This window comes from Leisingera sp. (genome assembly GCF_982940295.1).
Genome location: NZ_CEYXRG010000002.1, coordinates 247,411 through 265,977, shown reverse-complemented (window position 1 = coordinate 265,977; position 18,567 = coordinate 247,411). Strand labels below are relative to the sequence as shown.

General features: G+C 60.6%; 16 protein-coding genes. 10 read left to right on the top strand and 6 right to left on the bottom strand.

Annotation, left to right across the window (positions count from 1 at the left end):
- The first annotated feature begins 305 nt into the window (after positions 1-305).
- The 7 genes from AC4HIX_RS03105 (at position 306) to AC4HIX_RS03075 (ending at position 7,747) form a co-directional block, all read left to right on the top strand.
- On the top strand, positions 306-761 hold the full coding sequence (locus AC4HIX_RS03105; protein ID WP_490397846.1) for a CopD family protein: 456 nt from the start codon (positions 306-308) through the stop codon (positions 759-761).
- A gap of 173 nt (positions 762-934) precedes the next feature.
- Positions 935-2,206 carry a transcription termination factor Rho gene (rho, locus tag AC4HIX_RS03100; protein WP_039184518.1) on the top strand — a complete coding sequence of 424 codons (1,272 nt, stop codon included), beginning with the start codon at positions 935-937 and terminating at the stop codon, positions 2,204-2,206.
- 30 nt (positions 2,207-2,236) lie between these two features.
- Positions 2,237-3,523, top strand: coding sequence for a tRNA uridine-5-carboxymethylaminomethyl(34) synthesis GTPase MnmE (mnmE, locus tag AC4HIX_RS03095; RefSeq protein WP_490397845.1), 1,287 nt, complete (start codon positions 2,237-2,239; stop codon positions 3,521-3,523).
- 13 nt (positions 3,524-3,536) lie between these two features.
- The gene (gene mnmG / locus AC4HIX_RS03090) at positions 3,537-5,411 is read left to right on the top strand and encodes a tRNA uridine-5-carboxymethylaminomethyl(34) synthesis enzyme MnmG (RefSeq protein ID WP_490397877.1); all 1,875 of its coding nucleotides are present in this window, start codon (positions 3,537-3,539) and stop codon (positions 5,409-5,411) included.
- Positions 5,408-6,025: a 16S rRNA (guanine(527)-N(7))-methyltransferase RsmG gene (gene rsmG, locus AC4HIX_RS03085; RefSeq protein WP_490397844.1), complete on the top strand. Its 618-nt coding sequence runs from the start codon at positions 5,408-5,410 to the stop codon at positions 6,023-6,025. The genes mnmG and rsmG overlap by 4 nt, the downstream gene beginning before the upstream one ends.
- The gene (locus tag AC4HIX_RS03080) at positions 6,018-6,827 is read left to right on the top strand and encodes a ParA family protein (protein WP_490397843.1); all 810 of its coding nucleotides are present in this window, start codon (positions 6,018-6,020) and stop codon (positions 6,825-6,827) included. Before rsmG ends, AC4HIX_RS03080 begins: the two co-directional genes overlap by 8 nt.
- A 26-nt stretch (positions 6,828-6,853) precedes the next feature.
- Positions 6,854-7,747, top strand: coding sequence for a ParB/RepB/Spo0J family partition protein (locus AC4HIX_RS03075; protein WP_490397842.1), 894 nt, complete (start codon positions 6,854-6,856; stop codon positions 7,745-7,747).
- Here the strand turns inward: AC4HIX_RS03075 and AC4HIX_RS03070 are convergent.
- The 4 genes from AC4HIX_RS03070 to rph are packed head-to-tail and all read right to left on the bottom strand — an operon-like array spanning position 7,737 to position 10,566.
- Positions 7,737-8,090, bottom strand: coding sequence for a YbaN family protein (locus AC4HIX_RS03070; RefSeq protein WP_490397841.1), 354 nt, complete (start codon positions 8,088-8,090; stop codon positions 7,737-7,739). The two genes, AC4HIX_RS03075 and AC4HIX_RS03070, sit on opposite strands and share 11 nt — an antisense overlap.
- Before the next feature lie 4 nt (positions 8,091-8,094).
- A complete protein-coding gene (hemW, locus tag AC4HIX_RS03065; protein WP_490397840.1) occupies positions 8,095-9,249 on the bottom strand; it encodes a radical SAM family heme chaperone HemW in 1,155 nt (384 codons plus the stop codon).
- Positions 9,242-9,856 carry an RdgB/HAM1 family non-canonical purine NTP pyrophosphatase gene (gene rdgB / locus AC4HIX_RS03060; RefSeq protein ID WP_490397839.1) on the bottom strand — a complete coding sequence of 205 codons (615 nt, stop codon included), beginning with the start codon at positions 9,854-9,856 and terminating at the stop codon, positions 9,242-9,244. Before rdgB ends, hemW begins: the two co-directional genes overlap by 8 nt.
- A complete protein-coding gene (gene rph, locus AC4HIX_RS03055) occupies positions 9,853-10,566 on the bottom strand; it encodes a ribonuclease PH (protein ID WP_259957781.1) in 714 nt (237 codons plus the stop codon). Before rph ends, rdgB begins: the two co-directional genes overlap by 4 nt.
- Positions 10,567-10,709: 143 nt before the next feature.
- On the opposite strand from rph, the gene hrcA reads away from it, so the two are divergent.
- A complete protein-coding gene (gene hrcA, locus AC4HIX_RS03050; protein WP_421052815.1) occupies positions 10,710-11,774 on the top strand; it encodes a heat-inducible transcriptional repressor HrcA in 1,065 nt (354 codons plus the stop codon).
- Between the two features lie 9 nt (positions 11,775-11,783).
- On the top strand, positions 11,784-12,347 hold the full coding sequence (locus AC4HIX_RS03045) for a nucleotide exchange factor GrpE (protein WP_490397838.1): 564 nt from the start codon (positions 11,784-11,786) through the stop codon (positions 12,345-12,347).
- 88 nt (positions 12,348-12,435) lie between these two features.
- Here AC4HIX_RS03045 and mutS read toward each other — a convergent pair whose 3' ends face one another.
- Together mutS and AC4HIX_RS03035 are read right to left on the bottom strand one after the other, a co-directional pair.
- Positions 12,436-15,066, bottom strand: coding sequence for a DNA mismatch repair protein MutS (mutS, locus tag AC4HIX_RS03040; protein ID WP_490397837.1), 2,631 nt, complete (start codon positions 15,064-15,066; stop codon positions 12,436-12,438).
- Between the two features lie 102 nt (positions 15,067-15,168).
- Complete coding sequence (locus AC4HIX_RS03035) at positions 15,169-16,002, bottom strand: flagellin (protein ID WP_490397836.1); 834 nt, start codon at positions 16,000-16,002, stop codon at positions 15,169-15,171.
- Positions 16,003-16,307: 305 nt separating this feature from the next.
- Here AC4HIX_RS03035 and AC4HIX_RS03030 point away from each other — a divergent pair, with 305 nt between their 5' ends.
- Positions 16,308-18,563: an NADP-dependent malic enzyme gene (locus AC4HIX_RS03030; RefSeq protein WP_490397835.1), complete on the top strand. Its 2,256-nt coding sequence runs from the start codon at positions 16,308-16,310 to the stop codon at positions 18,561-18,563.
- Positions 18,564-18,567 lie beyond the last annotated feature (4 nt).

Below are 18,567 nucleotides of genomic sequence, written 5' to 3'. Positions count from 1 at the left end.
CCGCTGAGTCGTCCTTTGTGAGTCAGGATAACTTTGAATCCGTGGATATGCCGGCTCTCCCCGGATCATCCCGCTGTTATCCCCAGGCACGGGAAAGTAAAGACATCCTTAACACACCTTATTTTCCTGGCGCCGGCGTGAAAACCAGGACTCCTGTCCGTTCCGCGCTGGAATCTTATCCCTGCTGGGGATAAGCGGGGGAGGATTCACTTATCCACTGGAATCCACGCACACTACAAAAACATCATCCTTCTAATATTCATTTATTTATTAGGGTGATCAGATCTGACCGGGGAGAACTGCCCATGGACCTGAGCGATGTGATGTTCACGCTCTACCCATATGCCAAGTCGCTGCACATCATGGCCGTGTTCAGCTGGATGGCGGGTCTTTTCTATCTCCCCCGACTGTTCGTTTATCACGTGGAGCAGGCTGAGAATGTGGAGGAAGCAGTCCCGATCTTCCTCACCATGGAAGAGAAGCTCCTGAGGATCATTATGCGCCCTGCCATGTATGTATCCTGGGCCGCAGGGCTGTTTATCGTGCTGACGCCAGGGATCGTCGACTGGAGCTATCTCTGGCCCTGGACCAAGGGCGTGTCGGTGATTGCCATGACTTGGTTCCACCATTGGCTTCTGTTCCGCTACCGGGATTTCAAGGAAGGGCGGAACAGGCTGATAGGCAGGCAGTTCAGGCTGATGAACGAGGTGCCCACTGTGCTGATGCTGGTGATCGTGGTTTCCGTTATCTTTAAATTCTAGCGCAGAGGCGCTGAAACAGGCCCAGCAGCGCCGGAACGCTTGCAGCCGGCGTTTGACTCATCTGAAACGAGTCCCTATGTATGGGCTCCAGCGGGCCCGTCCGGGCAGCCGTGTTTTCCAAACCTGTCGTGTGACCGACCCCCGGCGAAGCGGGGAGTAGAGGCCGTATCTATATGACCGTGCAATCCCTGAATCTGTCCGATCTCAAGGCGAAAAGCCCCAAAGCGCTGCTGGCGATGGCCGAGGAGCTGGAGATCGAAAACGCCTCGACCATGCGCAAGGGCGAGATGATGTTCCAGATCCTGCGGGAACGCGCGGATGAAGGCTGGGACATCGGCGGTGACGGCGTTCTGGAAGTGCTGCAGGACGGCTTTGGCTTCCTGCGCTCGCCCGAGGCAAACTACCTGCCCGGTCCGGACGACATCTATGTCTCGCCGGACATGATCCGCCAGTACTCCCTGCGCACCGGCGACACGGTGGAGGGCCAGATCAAGGCGCCGCTGGAGACGGAACGCTACTTCGCGCTGACCAACGTCACCATGATCAACTTCGAAGAGCCGGAAAAGGCCCGCCACAAGATCGCCTTTGACAACCTGACCCCGCTCTACCCGGATGAGCGCCTGAAGATGGAGATCGAGGATCCCACCATCAAGGACCGTTCCGCCCGGGTGATCGACCTGGTTGCGCCGATCGGTAAAGGCCAGCGTTCGCTGATCGTGGCGCCGCCGCGAACCGGTAAAACGGTGATCCTGCAAAACATCGCGCATTCGATTGAGAAGAACCACCCGGAGTGCTACCTGATTGTTCTGCTGATCGACGAACGCCCGGAAGAGGTGACCGACATGCAGCGCTCTGTGAAGGGCGAGGTAGTCTCCTCCACCTTCGACGAGCCGGCGACCCGCCACGTTGCGGTGTCGGAAATGGTCATCGAAAAGGCCAAGCGTCTTGTTGAGCATAAACGAGATGTTGTGATTCTTCTTGATTCGATCACAAGACTTGGTAGGGCCTTCAACACCGTCGTGCCGTCTTCCGGTAAAGTTCTGACCGGTGGTGTCGACGCAAACGCTCTGCAGCGGCCGAAACGCTTCTTTGGTGCGGCCCGGAATATCGAAGAAGGCGGCTCGCTCACCATCATCGCCACCGCGCTGATCGACACTGGCAGCCGGATGGACGAGGTGATCTTTGAAGAATTCAAAGGCACCGGTAACTCGGAAATCGTGCTGGACCGCAAGATCGCCGACAAGCGCGTGTTCCCGGCCATCGACATTCTCAAATCCGGCACCCGGAAAGAGGATCTGCTGGTCGACAAGGGAGATCTGGCCAAGACCTTCGTGCTGCGCCGGATCCTGAACCCGATGGGCACCACCGATGCGATCGAATTCCTGCTGTCCAAGCTGAAGCAGACCAAGTCAAATTCCGAGTTCTTCGACTCGATGAATACCTAACCCGGGCCGGCGAGAGAGAAAGGCCACCCCATGGACACGATCTTTGCGCTGGCCTCCGCACAGGGGAAGGCCGGGGTTGCGGTGATCCGCGTCTCCGGGCCGTTGGCGCTTGCCGCCGGCTCTCGGCTTTGCGGCGGGGATTTGCCGGCGCGGGGCACCAGCCTGCGAATCCTGCAGGACGAATCAGGCGGGCGCCTGGATGAGGCGCTAGTCCTGAGCTTTACCGCGCCGAACAGCTTTACTGGTGAAAATACTGTTGAATTTCAAACGCATGGTAGCACAGCAGTGGTCTCTGCCGTGCTTGATTCACTAGGCCGAATCGATGGGCTGCGGATGGCTGAACCGGGTGAGTTCACCCGCAGGGCGCTGGAAAACGGCAATCTCGACCTGGCTCAGGTCGAGGGTCTTGCCGATCTGATTGATGCCGAGACTGAGGCGCAGCGCAAACAGGCACAGGTCATTCTCGCCGGCGGGCTGGGGCAGCTGGCGGAAACCTGGCGGGCCAAGCTGATCCGCGCTGCGTCGCTGATCGAAGTGACCATCGACTTCGCCGACGAAGAAGTTCCGGTTGACGTCACCCCCGAGGTTTCGGCACTGCTGGCGGATGTTCAGGCCGGCCTGGAAAAGGAGACCGCCGGCGTGAGGATAGCCGAGCGGATCCGCAGCGGCTTTGAGGTGGCAATTGTCGGCGCTCCGAATGTCGGCAAGTCTACGCTGCTGAACGCGCTGGCCGGCCGGGAAGCGGCGATCACATCTGAGTACGCCGGCACCACCCGCGATATTATCGAAGTTCGCATGGACCTTGGCGGACTGCCCGTTACCTTGCTCGATACCGCCGGCTTGCGCGATACCGATGACCACGTCGAAGGGATCGGCATCGCTCTGGCGCGGAAGCGGGCGGAAGATGCAGACCTGCGTGTTTTTCTGGCGGAAGAGGATGAAGTCCTGGATGTTGAGATGCAGCAGGGCGACATCCGGTTCCTTCCCAAGGCGGACTTGCGCGATGACGCGGGTAATGCCATCTCCGGCCGGTCGGGGCAGGGGGTTGACCGGCTGGTTGATCATGTTTCGAAGGTCTTGCAGACACGGTCGGCCCAAGCTGGTATTGCAACGCGCGCACGGCACCGCGACGCGATGTTGTCGGCGTTGGCCAGTCTGGCCGACGCGCAGGATATCCTGCAGCGCGGGCCGGAATATTATGATATAGCAGCCGAGGAAATGCGCTCGGCCATTCGAGCACTGGAAATGCTGGTGGGGCGGATCGGAGTGGAGAATCTCCTGGATGAGATTTTTTCGAGTTTCTGCCTAGGGAAATGAAGGAGTGTTTCACGTGAAACATTCAGCATATGACGTGATTGTTGTCGGCGGTGGCCACGCCGGCACCGAGGCCGCACATGCCGCGGCCAGGATGGGGGTCCGCACCGCTTTGGTGACGCTGAATCGCAGTGGCATTGGTGTAATGTCCTGCAACCCTGCAATTGGCGGGCTCGGAAAAGGTCACCTTGTCCGGGAGATCGACGCGCTCGACGGTGTCATGGGGCGGGTTGCCGACCTCTCCGGCATTCAGTTCCGTTTGCTGAATCGCCGCAAGGGGCCGGCTGTACAGGGGCCACGGGCGCAGTCGGACAGGGCGATCTACCGTCGCGAGATGCTAAGGCTGACGGAAGCCCAGGAGAACCTGGATATTGTCGAAGGCGAGGTCACTGATTTCCTCATGGACGGGCAGGCTGTCGCCGGCGTGATCCTGGCGGATGGCAGCGAAATCCCAAGCAAATCGGTCATTCTAACCTCCGGAACCTTCCTGCGCGGGGTCATTCATATTGGTGACGTCTCCAAGCCAGGCGGGCGGATGGGCGATAAGCCGTCGGTCAAACTCGCGGAACGGCTTGACAGTTTCGGGCTGCCGCTGGGCCGGCTCAAGACCGGCACGCCACCGCGTCTGGATGGGCGGACTATCAACTGGGACATTCTGGATGCTCAGCCAGGCGACGATGACCCGGTCTTCTTCTCCTTCCTGACAAAATCTTTGAGCGCAAAGCAGGTGTCCTGCGGGATTACCCATACCAACTCACGGACCCACGAGATCATCCAGAAAAATTTGGAACGGTCAGCAATGTACGGCGGCCATATCGAAGGCGTCGGACCGCGCTACTGCCCATCGATCGAAGATAAGATCGTCCGTTTTGCCGACAAGGAATCACATCAGATCTTCCTGGAGCCTGAGGGCGTAACGGATCATACGGTCTATCCCAATGGCATTTCCACCAGCCTGCCGCAGGATGTGCAGGAAGCTTATGTGCATTCTATCCGCGGGCTTGAGCAGGCTGTCATCCTTCAGCCGGGATATGCCATTGAGTACGACTATGTCGACCCCAGGGCTCTGACGCTGGAGTTGAAGCTCAAGGACGTGCCCGGGCTTTATCTAGCCGGTCAGATCAACGGGACTACCGGTTACGAGGAAGCCGCAGCCCAGGGAATGGTTGCCGGCCTGAACGCGGCGCGTGCTTCTCTTGGAGAGGGGCCGGTCAGTTTCAGCCGATCGAACAGCTATATCGGCGTGATGATCGACGACCTGACCACAAACGGTGTGGCTGAACCCTACCGGATGTTTACGTCGCGGGCGGAATTCCGGCTGTCCTTGCGGGCTGATAATGCGGACCAAAGATTGACACCGCTGGCCGTCGAAATCGGTTGTGCCGGCGATGAGCGGAAGGTGGCGTTTCTGGAGAAAAGCGAACGCTTGGAGGAGGCCCGGTCTGTGCTGGAAGCCAAAAGCTTTACTCCAAAACAGGTCGCTGAAGCCGGTATCCGGGTCAACCAGGATGGCAACCGGCGGACGGGGCTGGATATTCTTGCCTTCCCCGATGTCGTGTTCGAGGATGTCGTGCCCTTGATGCCGGAACTGGCCGGTGTTGAAACGGACATCCGCCGGCAGGCCGAACGAGACGCGCTTTATGCTAATTACATTGCCCGGCAGGAGCGGGAGATCTCGGCGATGAAGCGGGATGAAGGGTATGTGATCCCGGCGGGCTTTGTTTTTGACGGGATTGAAGGCCTTTCCAAGGAGTTGCAGCAGAAGCTGTCCCGTGCACGTCCGGAATCTCTGGCGCAGGCGGCCAGAATTGACGGGATGACGCCGGCAGCGCTTGCGTTGCTGCTCGCTCGGCTGCGCCGGGATCAGGCACGTCAGGACAAGTCTGCATGACCGAGAATAATATTCTGGAAGACCTCAATGTTTCACGTGAAACATTGAAACGGTTGGAGACCTTTGAACAGGTCATTCTGAAGTGGAACCCCAAGATCAACTTGGTTTCCAAGTCCAGCCTGCAGCAACTTTGGACGCGGCATATCGCGGATTCCGTTCAAGTTTTCCGCTGCGCCGACACTCCTGACCACTGGGTGGATATCGGAAGCGGTGGCGGCTTTCCTGGACTGATTATCGCGATCCTGGCGGCCGAAGAAGCTCCAGACATGAAAATCACCCTGATTGAAAGCGATCAGCGTAAGTCGGCGTTCCTTCGCACGGCCGCCCGGGAATGCGGTGCCAGGGTTTCGGTGATTTCCAAACGAATTGAGCAGGCCGAGCCTCAGCACGCAGATGTATTGTCGGCGCGGGCGCTGGCGGATCTATCCCTTCTCTTGGAATTTGCGGAGCGGCATCTGGGTGCCGGCGGCACCGCACTCTTCCCCAAGGGGGAGAGTTGGAAAAAAGAAGTGGATAACGCGCGGCAGCGATGGCGGTTCGATGCGGAACCGGTTAGAAGTTTGACAGAACAAGAAGCAGTAATCCTGGAAATAAGGGGAGTGGCACGTGTCTGATTATTCCCGCCCGGAGGGGCCTCGTATTATCGCGGTCGCAAATCAAAAAGGCGGGGTAGGGAAGACAACAACAGCCATAAACCTTGCGGCGGCGTTGGTGGAGTGTGGCCTTAGGGTGCTCGTTGTTGACCTTGATCCGCAGGGTAATGCTTCAACTGGGCTGGGAATTGAGCCATCCGACCGGGAACTGACAAGCTACGATCTTTTAGTCGAGGATGCCGCCCTGGGAGATGTGATCCGTCAGACCGAGGTCGAAGACCTGTGTATCATCCCGGCGACGGTAGATCTCAGCTCCGCAGATATCGAGCTTTTTACCAATGAAAAGCGTAGTTTCCTGCTGCATGACGCGCTTCGCCAGACGGCTATGGATGACTATGATTGGGACTATGTGCTGATCGATTGCCCGCCTTCGCTGAACTTGTTGACGGTCAACGCGATGGTTGCGGCCCATTCGGTCCTGATTCCGCTGCAAAGCGAATTCTTTGCGCTGGAAGGCGTGACGCAATTGATGCTGACGATTCGGGAAGTGCGTCAGTCGGCGAATCCGAACCTGAGGATCGAGGGTATCGTCCTGACCATGTTCGACCGGCGCAACAACCTGTCGCAGCAAGTCGAGCAGGACGCCCGCGACAATCTGGGTGATTTGGTGTTCCAGACGAAGATTCCGCGCAATGTCCGGGTGAGCGAAGCGCCGTCCTATGCGCTGCCCGTATTGAACTATGATACCAATTCGCTGGGCGCGCAGGCCTACCGCGCTCTGGCGGAAGAACTCCTCAATAAACATCACAAGATAGCGGCCTAAATGCAGAACAAGAACCGGAGGCAACCATGGCAGATAAAAAGACGAAACCGCGCGGGCTGGGCCGGGGATTGTCGGCGTTGATGGCAGATGTGAACCCTGCACCGGTGAGCACCCAGACGGAAGCTCCCCGGAATGCAGAAGTGCTGGTGCCGATCGAAAAGATCGTTGCCAACCCGAACCAGCCCCGCCGGCAGTTCTTGCAGGAAGACCTGGATGACCTGACCGCGTCTATCAAGGAAAAGGGCGTTCTGCAGCCTCTGATCGTGCGACCGAAGGCCGGCGGTGTTTACGAAATCGTGGCCGGCGAACGCCGCTGGCGTGCTTCGCAAGCGGCGCAGCTGCATGAAGTTCCGGTCCTGATCCGCGAGTATTCGGACCTTGAGATGATGGAAGTTGCCATCATCGAAAACATCCAGCGTTCGGATCTGAACGCGATGGAAGAGGCGCAGAGCTACAAGCAGCTGATGGAGAAGTTCGGCCACACCCAGGAAAAGATGGCGGAGGCGCTTGGGAAAAGCCGCAGCCATATTGCCAACTTGGTGCGATTGCTGCACCTGCCTGAGGATGTTCAGATACTTGTGCAGGAGCGCAAGTTGTCGGCAGGGCACGCCCGGGCGCTGATCACCTCGGATAATGCTTCTGACCTGGCGCGGAAAATTGTGAAGGGCGGGCTGTCGGTTCGCGCGACCGAAGCCTTGGTTAAAAAGGACGCCGCCGGGATCCGTCCCGCGCCGGCCAAGAAGGCAAAGCCAGGCGGGGAGAAAGATGCAGACACGCGCGCCCTGGAAGGCGATCTGTCGGCAATGCTGAAGATGAAGGTCTCAATCGATCACAAGCCGGGCGGTGAAGCTGGTTCTGTGACGATCAACTATGAAAACCTGGATCAGCTGGATGAACTGTGCAATCTGCTCAGCCGTTAGGCCGGGACCAGATAAAGGCCAGCACAGCCGTGAGCACCACTGCCTGAATGCCCAATACGTGACCGGGCGCGCCAAACAGCAGAGATATACCAAAGACGGCGGCAATCGAAACGGTTGCCGCCTTTTTTGCGCCCGGCCGGATGGCGCCGTGTTCGCGCCAGTCCATGATCATCGGGCCAAACACATTGTGGGCGACGATCCAGTTGTGCAGCCGCTCGGAAGAATTGGCAAAGAAGAATGCAGCGAGCAGGAGGAAGGGCACGGTTGGAAGCAGGGGGAGCACAATTCCAAAAGCCGCCAAGGCGACGCAGCAAAGTCCCAAGCCGGCATAAAGGAAACGCATTGCCTCAATCCATTAACAGTTCTCGGAGCACCGCATTCAGAACGGCGCGCCCTTGATTAGTCGCACGAAGTCTTTGATCAGAGATAGTTACCATGCCCAAGTCTGCAAGATCCGCGAGCTTGCTTTGCGGAAGGGCACGACCAGAAATCTGGGTGTAACGTACCATATCCAGACCTTCTGTCAGGCGCATCCCCATCATCAGGTATTCTGCCGCAGCATCTTCGCTGGATAGCGACTCCCGCAGGGATTCTCCATTGCCCTTGTTCACGGCCTCCAGCCAGGCGCCAGGGGCGAGTTGGGTTTCGGTGGCATAGCGTGTGCCGTTCAAGGTCAGGCGCCCGTGGGCGCCGGGGCCGATACCGGCATAGTCGCCATAACGCCAGTAGATCAGGTTATGGCGGGATTCTGCGCCTGGCTTCGCGTGGTTGGAGATTTCGTAGCCGGCCATGCCATGCGCTGCAGTAATCTCCTGAGTGGCCAGGTACATATCGGCTGCAGTGTCATCTTCCGGCAGGCCGCGCAGCTTGCCCCGGGCATAACGGTCGCCGAAGGCGGTGCCGTCTTCGATGGTGAGCTGATAGAGCGAGAGGTGGTCGATCGCCATGGAAAGCGCCTCATCGAGTTCCGTTTTCCAGGCCGCAAGGGATTGGCCCTGACGGGCGTAGATAAGGTCAAAGCTGACGCGGTCAAAACAATTGCGGGCGATGTCGAAGGCTGCCTTGGCTTCAGCGACACTGTGGATGCGGCCAAGCCGGCGCAGGTCCGCGTCGTTCAGAGCCTGAATGCCCATGGAGATCCTGTTGACCCCAGCATCGCGGTATCCGGCAAACCGGCCGGCCTCGACCGAGCCCGGGTTGGCCTCCAGAGAAATCTCCAAATCATTGGCAAAGGGCCAGATTTCACGTGCCCGTTCGATAACGGCGGCAACGGTTTCCGGCTGCATCAGTGAGGGTGTGCCGCCGCCAAAGAAGATCGTGTTGAGCACTCGGCCGGAGAGCTGTTCCGAGAGTCTGTCGAGTTCAGCCAAGTAGGCTCTAACCCATAATTTCTGGTCTATTCTTGCGGAGACATGACTGTTGAAGTCGCAATAGGGGCATTTGGCCTGGCAAAACGGCCAGTGCACGTATAGGCCAAAGCCCCCATTGCGCCAGTCATCCACTGAAACAGCCCTGCACGAATTGGGCCAGCGCTTTGCCGCGGTGGCTGATCTTGTTCTTCTCCGCCGGGTCCATCTCGGCGCAAGTGATGCTGTAACCGTCCGGCTGGAACATCGGGTCATAGCCAAAACCATGCTCACCGCGGATCGGCCAGACCAGCTGGCCTGGCATCACGCCTTCGAACACCTCGTCATGCCCGTCGGGCCAGGCGATGACCAGGGTGCAGCGGAACTGGGCGGTGCGGGGCGCATCGGGGCCGGCTGCGGTAAGCTCATCATTGGCGCGGGTCATCGCCATCTTGAAGTCACGGCCGTTCGGCGTCTCGGCCCAGTCGGCGGTATAAACGCCGGGTGCGCCGTTCAGTGCGTCGATGGTGATCCCAGAGTCATCGGAGAGGGCAGGGAGACCGGTGGCCTCGGCGGCGGCATGGGCCTTGATCCGGGCATTGCCGACGAAGGTATCCTCAGTCTCTTCCGGTTCCGGCAGGTCCATCTCGCCGGCGCCGATCACCGTCACACCGTAGGGCGCGAGGATCTCGGCAATCTCGTTCAGCTTGCCCTTGTTGTGGGTGGCGACAAGCAGCTTGCCGCCTTCCAGTTTGCGGGTCATTTGGACGCGGCCTTTTGCATCTCTGCAAGCTCGACGGTGCCCTTGACGGCCAGGTCCATGAGCTGGTCCATTTGGTCGCGGGAGAAGACGGAGCCTTCAGCCGACATCTGCACTTCGATCAGCTTGCCGGAACCGGTCATGATGAAGTTGCCATCGACGCCTGCTTCGGAATCTTCAGGGTAATCCAGGTCCAATACCGGCTGGCCGGCATAAATGCCGCAGGAGACGGCGGACACCGGGTCCACCAGCGGGTCGATCTGCACGTCGCCGGCCTTCATCAGTTTGTTGACCGCAAGGCGCAGCGCGACCCAGCCGCCGGTGATCGAGGCACAGCGGGTGCCGCCATCGGCCTGCAGCACGTCACAGTCGACGGTGATCTGGCGTTCGCCCAGGGCGACGCGGTCAACGCCGGCCCGCAGGGCACGTCCGATCAGGCGCTGGATTTCAACGGTGCGGCCGCCCTGCTTGCCCGAGGAGGCCTCGCGGCGCATCCGGGTGTTGGTGGCGCGCGGTAGCATGCCGTATTCGGCGGTGACCCAGCCCAGGCCTGTGCCCTTGATGAAGGGCGGCACGCGGTCTTCGATGGTGGCGGTGCACAGGACGTGGGTGTCGCCAACCTTGATCAGGCAGGAGCCCTCGGCGTGTTTGGTAAAGCCGGTCTCAATCGACACGGGGCGCATTTCGTTCAGTTCTCGTCCTGAGGGTCGCATGGCACATCCTTTGTTAGCTGGCTTGGGGATATCCCCCGGACGCGGGGCTATGCAAGCCCGATTGACCTTTTGACACTCTGCTCTTTAATGACATCCGGGTAGCGGGTTCCTATGTTTAAACCGTGAGAAATGCTGGACGAACGATGAGCAATCCGAACAACATTCTGGAGGACTTGAACGACCGCTCCCGGGAGGTGTTCCGGGCTGTGGTGGAAAGCTATCTGGAAAGCGGCGATCCGGTGGGCAGCCGTACCCTGACACGCTCGCTGAGCGAAAAGGTGAGCGCCGCGACAGTCCGCAATGTGATGCAGGATCTGGAGTTTCTGGGGCTGCTGGACAGTCCGCATGTCAGCGCCGGCAGGGTGCCGACGCAGCTGGGCTTGCGGATGTTTGTCGACGGTCTGCTGGAAGTTGGCGATCTCAATGTCAAAGACCGCGAGAAGATCGACGCGACGCTGGGCCGGAATGCCGGCGATGTGGGCGGGATGCTGGACCGGGTTGGAGCCGCACTCTCGGGGGTGACGCAGGGCGCGTCGCTGGTGCTGACGCCCAAGCACGAGGCCGAGATCCGCCATATAGAGTTTGTCTCGCTGGCGCATGACCGGGCGCTGGTGGTGCTGGTGTTCTCCGACGGGCATGTGGAAAACCGGCTGTTCACGCCGCCGCCGGGACAGACCCCGAGCTCGATGCGGGAGGCCGCGAATTTTCTGAACGCGCTGATCGAGGGCAAGACCCTGAGCGAAGTGCAGCGGCAAATTCAAAAGGAGATCACGGCGCGGCGTCAGGAAATCGACAGTCTTGCACACGCCATGATTGAAAGCGGCCTGGCCGTCTGGGAGGATGACGGCAGCGAGCAGGCCCGGCTGATCGTGCGCGGCCGGGCGAATCTGCTGGCGGAGCCTGGTGCAGCGGAGGAGCTGGAGCGGATCCGGACCTTGTTTGACGACCTGGAGCGCAAGCGCGATATCGCCGAATTTCTCGAACTGACAGAAGACGGTGAGGGTGTGCGCATTTTTATCGGCTCGGAGAACAAACTTTTCTCACTTTCGGGTTCCTCTTTGGTGGTGTCTCCCTATATGAACGCGGATCGGAAGATAATCGGCGCGGTGGGGGTGATCGGCCCGACGCGCCTGAACTACGGACGGATCGTGCCGATTGTGGACTATACGGCACAACTGGTCGGCAAGCTGTTGTCGGACCGGAGTTAGAGGTGAAAAATGGCAGAGCTCAAGAACGAAGACTTTCTGGATGACATCGCCGATGCCGAAGCTGAGGAGCTTGCGGCGCAGACCGAAGAAATTGATGACGATGCGCTGGAGATCGACGCGCTGCGGGCCGAGCGGGACGAGTTGAAGGATCGATTCATGCGGGCGCTGGCGGATGCGGAAAACGCCCGCAAGCGTGGCGACAAGGCCCGCCGCGAGGCAGAGCAGTACGGCGGCTCAAAACTGGCCCGCGATATGCTGCCGGTCTACGACAACATGAAACGTGCGATCGAAGCCGCGACCGAAGAGCAGCGCGAGGTTTCTGCGGCGCTGATAGAGGGTGTTGAACTGACCATGCGCTCGCTGCTGGGCGTGTTCGAAAAGCATGGCATCCGGATTGTCTCGCCTGAGGTTGGCGACAAATTCGACCCGCAGGTGCATGAAGCAATGTTCGAGGCGCCGGTACCGGGCACCAAGGCAGGCGACATCATTCAGGTCTCCGCAGAAGGCTTCATGCTGCACGACCGGCTGCTGCGCGCGGCGCAGGTTGGCGTGTCGTCGACTCCGGCCAGCTGATGAACAGGCCCTGGCGGGCCTGTGCCTCTGGAGGGAGTATTTTTGGAAAGATGAAAGAGCGGTCCCGATTGGGGCCGCTTTTGTTGTTTCAGGTCGCTGCTTCTTTCAGCTTATAGAGCATCTCCAGCGCTTCCCGCGGCGACAGATCGTCCGGGTGGATATTTGCAAGCATTTTCTCGGCCGGGGATGGGCCAGCCGGTGCCTTGGGCTGAGGCGGCGGCGCGGCAGCAAAGAGGGGCAGGTCGTCAATCTGGACCTTGGACCCGCCTTCGCGGCTGCCTTGTTCCAGCATGTCGAGGACATCGCGCGCGCGGGCAACAACAGTTGCGGGGAGGCCAGCGAGTTGTGCGACCTGTACACCATAGGAGCGGTCGGCAGCACCCTTTCGGACCTCGTGCAGGAAGATCACCTCGCCCTCCCATTCCTTGACCGCGACTGTGGCGTTGTCGACGCCCTCCAGTTTGGCGGCGAGCTGGGTCAGCTCGTGATAGTGGGTGGCGAACAGCGCCCGCGAGCGGTTCACTTCATGCAGGTGTTCCAGCGTGGCCCAGGCGATGGACAGCCCGTCATACGTGGCGGTTCCGCGTCCGATTTCATCGAGGATGACCAGCGCACGGTCGTCCGCCTGGTTGAGGATGGCGGCGGTTTCCACCATTTCCACCATGAAGGTCGAGCGGCCGCGCGCCAGGTCGTCGGAGGCGCCGACACGGCTGAACAGTTGGCTGACGATGCCGATATGGGCGTTTTCCGCGGGCACATAGCTGCCCATTTGGGCGAGCAGGGCGATCAGCGCGTTTTGGCGCAGGAAGGTCGATTTACCGGCCATGTTCGGACCGGTCAGCAGCCAGACCGCCGCGCCGTCCTGTGCCGTGAGATCGCAGTCGTTGGCCACAAAGGTCTCGCCGCCCTGCTGGCGCAGGGCCTGTTCCACGACCGGGTGGCGGCCGCCTTCCACGTGGAACGCACGGCTGTTGTCGACCTTGGGCCGGGTCCAGTTTTCCCCCCGTGCCAGATCGGCCAGTGCCGTCAGCAGGTCCAGCTCCGCCAGCCCGCGGGCGGCCGTGTTGAGGCGGGCCGCGGTGTCCAGAATAGCGCCAGAAAGCCTTGCATAGAGCCGCTTCTCGATTTCCAGCGCCAGATTGCCGGCGTTCAGGATCCGGGTCTCGATCTCGCTCAGCTCAACCGTGGTGAACCGCACCTGGTTGGCGGTTGTCTGGCGGTGGATATAGGTCTCGTTCAGCGGCGGCGACATCATCTTGTCCGCGTGGGTTGCGGTGGTTTCGATGAAGTAGCCCAGCACGTTGTTGTGCTTGATCTTCAGCGAGGAGACGCCGGTGTGCTCCGCGTATTTCTGCTGCATGGACGCGATGACCGAGCGGCCTTCGTCACGCAGGGTGCGGGCCTCGTCCAGTTCCGGGTCATATCCGGCCGCGATGAATCCGCCATCGCGAGCCAGCAGCGGCGGTTCGGCGACAAGGGCCGCGTCGAGGAGGGAGAGCAGATCGTCGAATCCCTGGAGATCCGAGATCGCTCCGGCCATCAGTGCCGGAAGCTCCTTGCCGCTGCAGAGTTCCGCAATCACCTCCGCCTGCGACAAACCATTTCGGATGGCGGCCAGGTCGCGCGGGCCGCCGCGCTCCAGCGCGAGGCGGGATAGCGCCCGGTCCAGGTCCGGCGTCTTCCGCAAGGCGGCGCGCAGGTCCTCGGCAGTCTGCGTGTGCTCGACCGCAAAGTCCAGGGCCGCCAGGCGCTGATGGATGGTGTCCAGATTGCGCGACGGGCTGGAGAGGCGTTGTTCCAGCAGCCGGGCGCCGCCGGGGGTTACAGTCCGGTCCACAACTGACAGCAGCGAGCCGGCGCGGCCGCCGGACAGCGAGCGGGTCAGCTCCAAGTTGCGGCGGGTGGCGGCGTCGATCTGCACCACCCGGTCCTGCGCTTCCTGCTGCGGAGGCTGCAACAGCGGCAGTTTGCCCTTCTGGGTGATCTCCAGATAGTCGATCAGCGCCCCCATCGCCGAGACTTCGGCGCGGGTGAAGGTGCCGAAACCGTCCAGCGCACTGACGTTGAAGAGGCCGCAGATGCGTTTCTCAGCTGCGGTGCTGTCAAAGCTCGCCTTGCCCAGAGGGGTAAGCGGGATCTTGTATTCATCGGCCAGCGGGCGGGCGGCCTCATAGGCGGGGCCATCGGCGACGATCAGTTCAGAAGGCGCCAGGCGGGCCAGTTCCGGCGACAGGCGGACCCGGGCAACCGGCATCACGTGGAATGCGCCGGTGGAAATGTCGGCCCAAGCAAGCGCGGCCTCATCCCGGAGTTCGGAATAGGAGACGAGGAAATTGTGGCGGCGCGCCTCCAGCAGGGAATCCTCGGTCAGGGTGCCGGGGGTCACCAGCCGCACCACGTCGCGTTTCACCACCGATTTGGATCCGCGCTTCTTGGCCTCGGCCGGGCTTTCCAGCTGCTCCCCCACCGCGACACGGAAGCCTTTGCGGATCAGCGTCAGCAGGTAGCCTTCTGCGGCATGAACCGGCACGCCGCACATCGGGATATCGTCGCCATTGTGCTTGCCGCGTTTTGTCAGCGCGATATCCAGAGCCTCTGCCGCATTCACGGCGTCCTCAAAGAACATCTCGTAGAAGTCGCCCATCCGGTAAAAGAGCAGCGCGTCCGGATGCGCTGCCTTGATCTCCAGATACTGCGCCATCATGGGCGTTACGGTCATGAAAAGTCCCCCGGGGTCGTCTTTGCCAGACATCTACAATGGGGGCGGTCCGAGGAAAACCCGGATGTGGCTGCCGCCAAGCACGCCGGCGGCAGCCTGCTGTCAGTAGAGGTTGCGCAGCGTGTCGGGCATCGTGCTGACGATGGACAGCGACAATGTGCTCAGCTGCTGCTGTGCCTGCAGTGCCAGCAGCTTGGTTGCCGCTTCCTCCATATTGGTGTCGATCATCGAGCTCACGCCTTGGGTGATTGAATCCGACATCTTGCTGACGAAATTCCCCTGTTCCGCAAGCTGATTGGCGCTGGCGCCCAAGGCGGCGGAACTGTCGATGGCGTAGGACAAAAAGCCCTCGATCTCTCCCAGGGCCGTGAGCGCGCTGGCGCTGTCGGTGATTGCAGTGCGGTTGGCGAGGTCGAACTGCGGGCTGCCTTCAAAGTCCACGCCATCTGCGCTGAGCGTCGATAAGCCGCCAGTTCCGGAGAGTCCGGACGCAACGGTCAGAGAGGTGCCGCCGGCGCCGTCGACATCCGTTTTCAGCAGGTTCACTCCGTTGAAGCCGGAGGCGGAGATGATCGAATTGATCTTCTCGGTCTTTTTCGCCATGGCCGCTTCAAACTTGCTGAAGTCACCCATGCCGCTGCTGGCCATCACTGCGAGCGACCGCATCTCGGTCAGGGTTTCGGTGATTTGCTCCGCCCCGGCGGAGGCGACCGCCACGGTGGCTTCGCCCATCGACAGGGAGTCGGAGACTGACCGCAACCCTGAGATATCCGAGTTCATCAGCTCGGAAATCGCCCAGAGGGCGGCATTGTCCTGGGCGGTATTGACGTCCCGGCCGGTGGATATGCTGTCTTGGACGGTGTTGAGCTGGGTGTTGACGCCACCCAACGTCTGCAGGGCAACCATAGCACCGGAGTTATTGTGGAAGCTTATCATTCCGCAATGTTCCTTTTCTTGATCCGAAAAGCCCGGAGTACGGGCGGACTGCCGTCCTTCTGACGAGTGCTTTCGTGGCTATTAGAGTCGAGCCACAGCGCCACCTGACAAGCAGGTGCAGATTAACGCTTATTAAGAAAATGCAGCATCCCGGGGTCTGCTTTGAGGCGAAAACCTGACGGTATTTATCGCCTTTTAGCCGCATTTATCTCAATTCTGGCTATACAGATTCTTGAAACCCCGGATTGAGAGGCGCGGTGGGCTGGGATAAGACGGTCCGCGACGAGGAGAGGACAAGAGATTAAATGCCCAAGAACAAGATCACCGACGAGGAAGCCCTGGCGTTCCACCTGGAGCCGTCTCCAGGTAAATGGGAGATCAATGCTACCGTCCCGATGACCACGCAGCGGGATCTGTCGCTGGCTTACTCCCCCGGCGTAGCAGTGCCTTGCGAGGCGATCGCGGAAAACCCTGAAACTGTCTATGACTACACCAACAAGGGCAACCTGGTGGCGGTGATCTCCAACGGCACCGCGGTGCTGGGCCTGGGCAATCTGGGCGCGCTGGGGTCCAAGCCGGTGATGGAAGGCAAATCGGTCCTCTTCAAACGCTTTGCCGATGTGAACTCGATAGACATCGAACTGGACACCGAAGATCCGGACAAGTTCATCGAGGCGGTCAAGCTGATGGGGCCGACCTTTGGCGGCATCAACCTGGAAGACATCAAGGCGCCGGAATGCTTCATCATCGAACAGCGCCTGAAAGAGGAGATGGATATCCCCGTCTTCCACGATGACCAGCACGGCACCGCGGTGATTTGCGCAGCCGGCCTGATCAACGCGCTGCATCTGTCGGGCAAGAAGATCGAGGATGTGAAGATCGTCCTCAACGGTGCCGGCGCTGCTGGCATCGCCTGCATCGAGCTGCTGAAAGCGATGGGCGCGCGGCATGAAAACTGTATCGCCTGCGACACCAAGGGTGTGATCTACCAGGGCCGCACCGAGGGCATGAACCAGTGGAAATCGGCCCATGCAATCCAGACCGACCTGCGTACACTCGAAGAGGCAATGCGCGGTGCAGACGTTTTCCTGGGCGTTTCGGTCAAGGGCGCCGTGACCCAGGAGATGGTCGCCTCAATGGCCGACAACCCGGTGATCTTCGCGATGGCCAACCCGGATCCGGAGATCACTCCGGAGGAGGCGCATGAAGTCCGGGTGGACGCCATCGTCGCAACCGGCCGCTCAGATTACCCGAACCAGGTCAACAATGTCCTGGGCTTCCCCTACCTGTTCCGCGGCGCGCTGGACATCCATGCCCGCGCTATCAATGACGAGATGAAGATTGCCTGCGCCCACGCGCTGGCCGCCTTGGCGCGCGAGGATGTGCCGGATGAGGTGGCGCTGGCCTATGGCAAATCGCTGTCCTTCGGGCGTGACTACATCATCCCGACTCCCTTTGACCCGCGCCTGATCCACCGGATCCCACCGGCGGTGGCCAAGGCTGGCATGGACACCGGCGCCGCCCGCCGCCCGATTGTGGACATGGACGCCTATGAGGTCGGTCTGAAGTCCCGCATGGATCCGACGGCTTCGATCCTGCGCGGGCTGAACGCCCGGGCCCGTTCTGCCCAGTCGCGGATGATCTTTGCCGAGGGTGACGATCCGCGCGCGCTGCGCGCTGCGGTGATGTATCAGCGCTCCGGCTTCGGCAAGGCGCTGGTTGTGGGCCGGCAGGAGGACGTTCGGATCAAGCTGGAAAAAGCTGGTCTTGGCGATGCTGTCCGCGAGCTGGAGGTGGTGAACGCCGCCAACACCCCGCATTTCGAGTTGTACAAGGACTTCCTGTACAACCGCTTGCAGCGCAAGGGCTTCGACCGCAAGGATATCCACCGCCTGGTCGGCCGCGACCGGCACGTGTTCTCCAGCCTGATGCTGGCGCATGGGCATGGCGATGGACTGGTGACCGGCGCAACCCGCAAGTCCGCGCATGTGCTGGACCGGATCAACCACGTGTTTGACGCAGATGCCGATCACGGCGTTGCCGGCGTGACCGCGCTGCTGCACAAGGGCCGGATCGTGCTGATCGGCGATACGCTGGTGCATGAATGGCCGGATGAGAACCACTTGGCGAATATCGCCGAACGCGCCGCCGTAGTTGCCCGTCACATGGGGCTTGAGCCGCGGGTGGCCTTTGTCAGCTTCTCCACCTTCGGTTATCCGGTGTCGGAACGGGCCGAGAAGATGCATGTCGCCCCCACGGTTCTGGACAAACGCGGCGTCGATTTCGAATACGAAGGCGAGATGACCGTCGATGTGGCTCTGAATGAGCGCGCGCAGCGCTATTACCCGTTCCAGCGCCTGACCGGCCCGGCCAATATCCTCATCGTGCCGGCCCGCCACTCGGCCTCGATCTCGGTCAAGCTGATGCAGGAAATGGGCGGCGCCACAGTGATCGGCCCGATCCTGTCCGGGATCGACAAGCCGATCCAGATCTGCTCGACGACCTCCACTACCAATGACATTCTGAACATGGCGGTGCTGGCGGCTTGCAACATCGGGTGATCTG

Excerpts from the sequence above, each read along its gene's own strand:
- AC4HIX_RS03105 (WP_490397846.1), top strand. The coding sequence starts at position 306 with ATGGACCTGAGCGATGTGATGTTCACGCTCTACCCATATGCCAAGTCG.
- rho (WP_039184518.1), top strand. The coding sequence starts at position 935 with ATGACCGTGCAATCCCTGAATCTGTCCGATCTCAAGGCGAAAAGCCCC.
- mnmE (WP_490397845.1), top strand. The coding sequence starts at position 2,237 with ATGGACACGATCTTTGCGCTGGCCTCCGCACAGGGGAAGGCCGGGGTT.
- rsmG (WP_490397844.1), top strand. The coding sequence starts at position 5,408 with ATGACCGAGAATAATATTCTGGAAGACCTCAATGTTTCACGTGAAACA.
- AC4HIX_RS03075 (WP_490397842.1), top strand. The coding sequence starts at position 6,854 with ATGGCAGATAAAAAGACGAAACCGCGCGGGCTGGGCCGGGGATTGTCG.
- AC4HIX_RS03070 (WP_490397841.1), bottom strand. The coding sequence starts at position 8,090 with ATGCGTTTCCTTTATGCCGGCTTGGGACTTTGCTGCGTCGCCTTGGCG.
- rdgB (WP_490397839.1), bottom strand. The coding sequence starts at position 9,856 with ATGACCCGCAAACTGGAAGGCGGCAAGCTGCTTGTCGCCACCCACAAC.
- rph (WP_259957781.1), bottom strand. The coding sequence starts at position 10,566 with ATGCGACCCTCAGGACGAGAACTGAACGAAATGCGCCCCGTGTCGATT.
- hrcA (WP_421052815.1), top strand. The coding sequence starts at position 10,710 with ATGAGCAATCCGAACAACATTCTGGAGGACTTGAACGACCGCTCCCGG.
- AC4HIX_RS03045 (WP_490397838.1), top strand. The coding sequence starts at position 11,784 with ATGGCAGAGCTCAAGAACGAAGACTTTCTGGATGACATCGCCGATGCC.
- mutS (WP_490397837.1), bottom strand. The coding sequence starts at position 15,066 with ATGACCGTAACGCCCATGATGGCGCAGTATCTGGAGATCAAGGCAGCG.
- AC4HIX_RS03035 (WP_490397836.1), bottom strand. The coding sequence starts at position 16,002 with ATGATAAGCTTCCACAATAACTCCGGTGCTATGGTTGCCCTGCAGACG.
- AC4HIX_RS03030 (WP_490397835.1), top strand. The coding sequence starts at position 16,308 with ATGCCCAAGAACAAGATCACCGACGAGGAAGCCCTGGCGTTCCACCTG.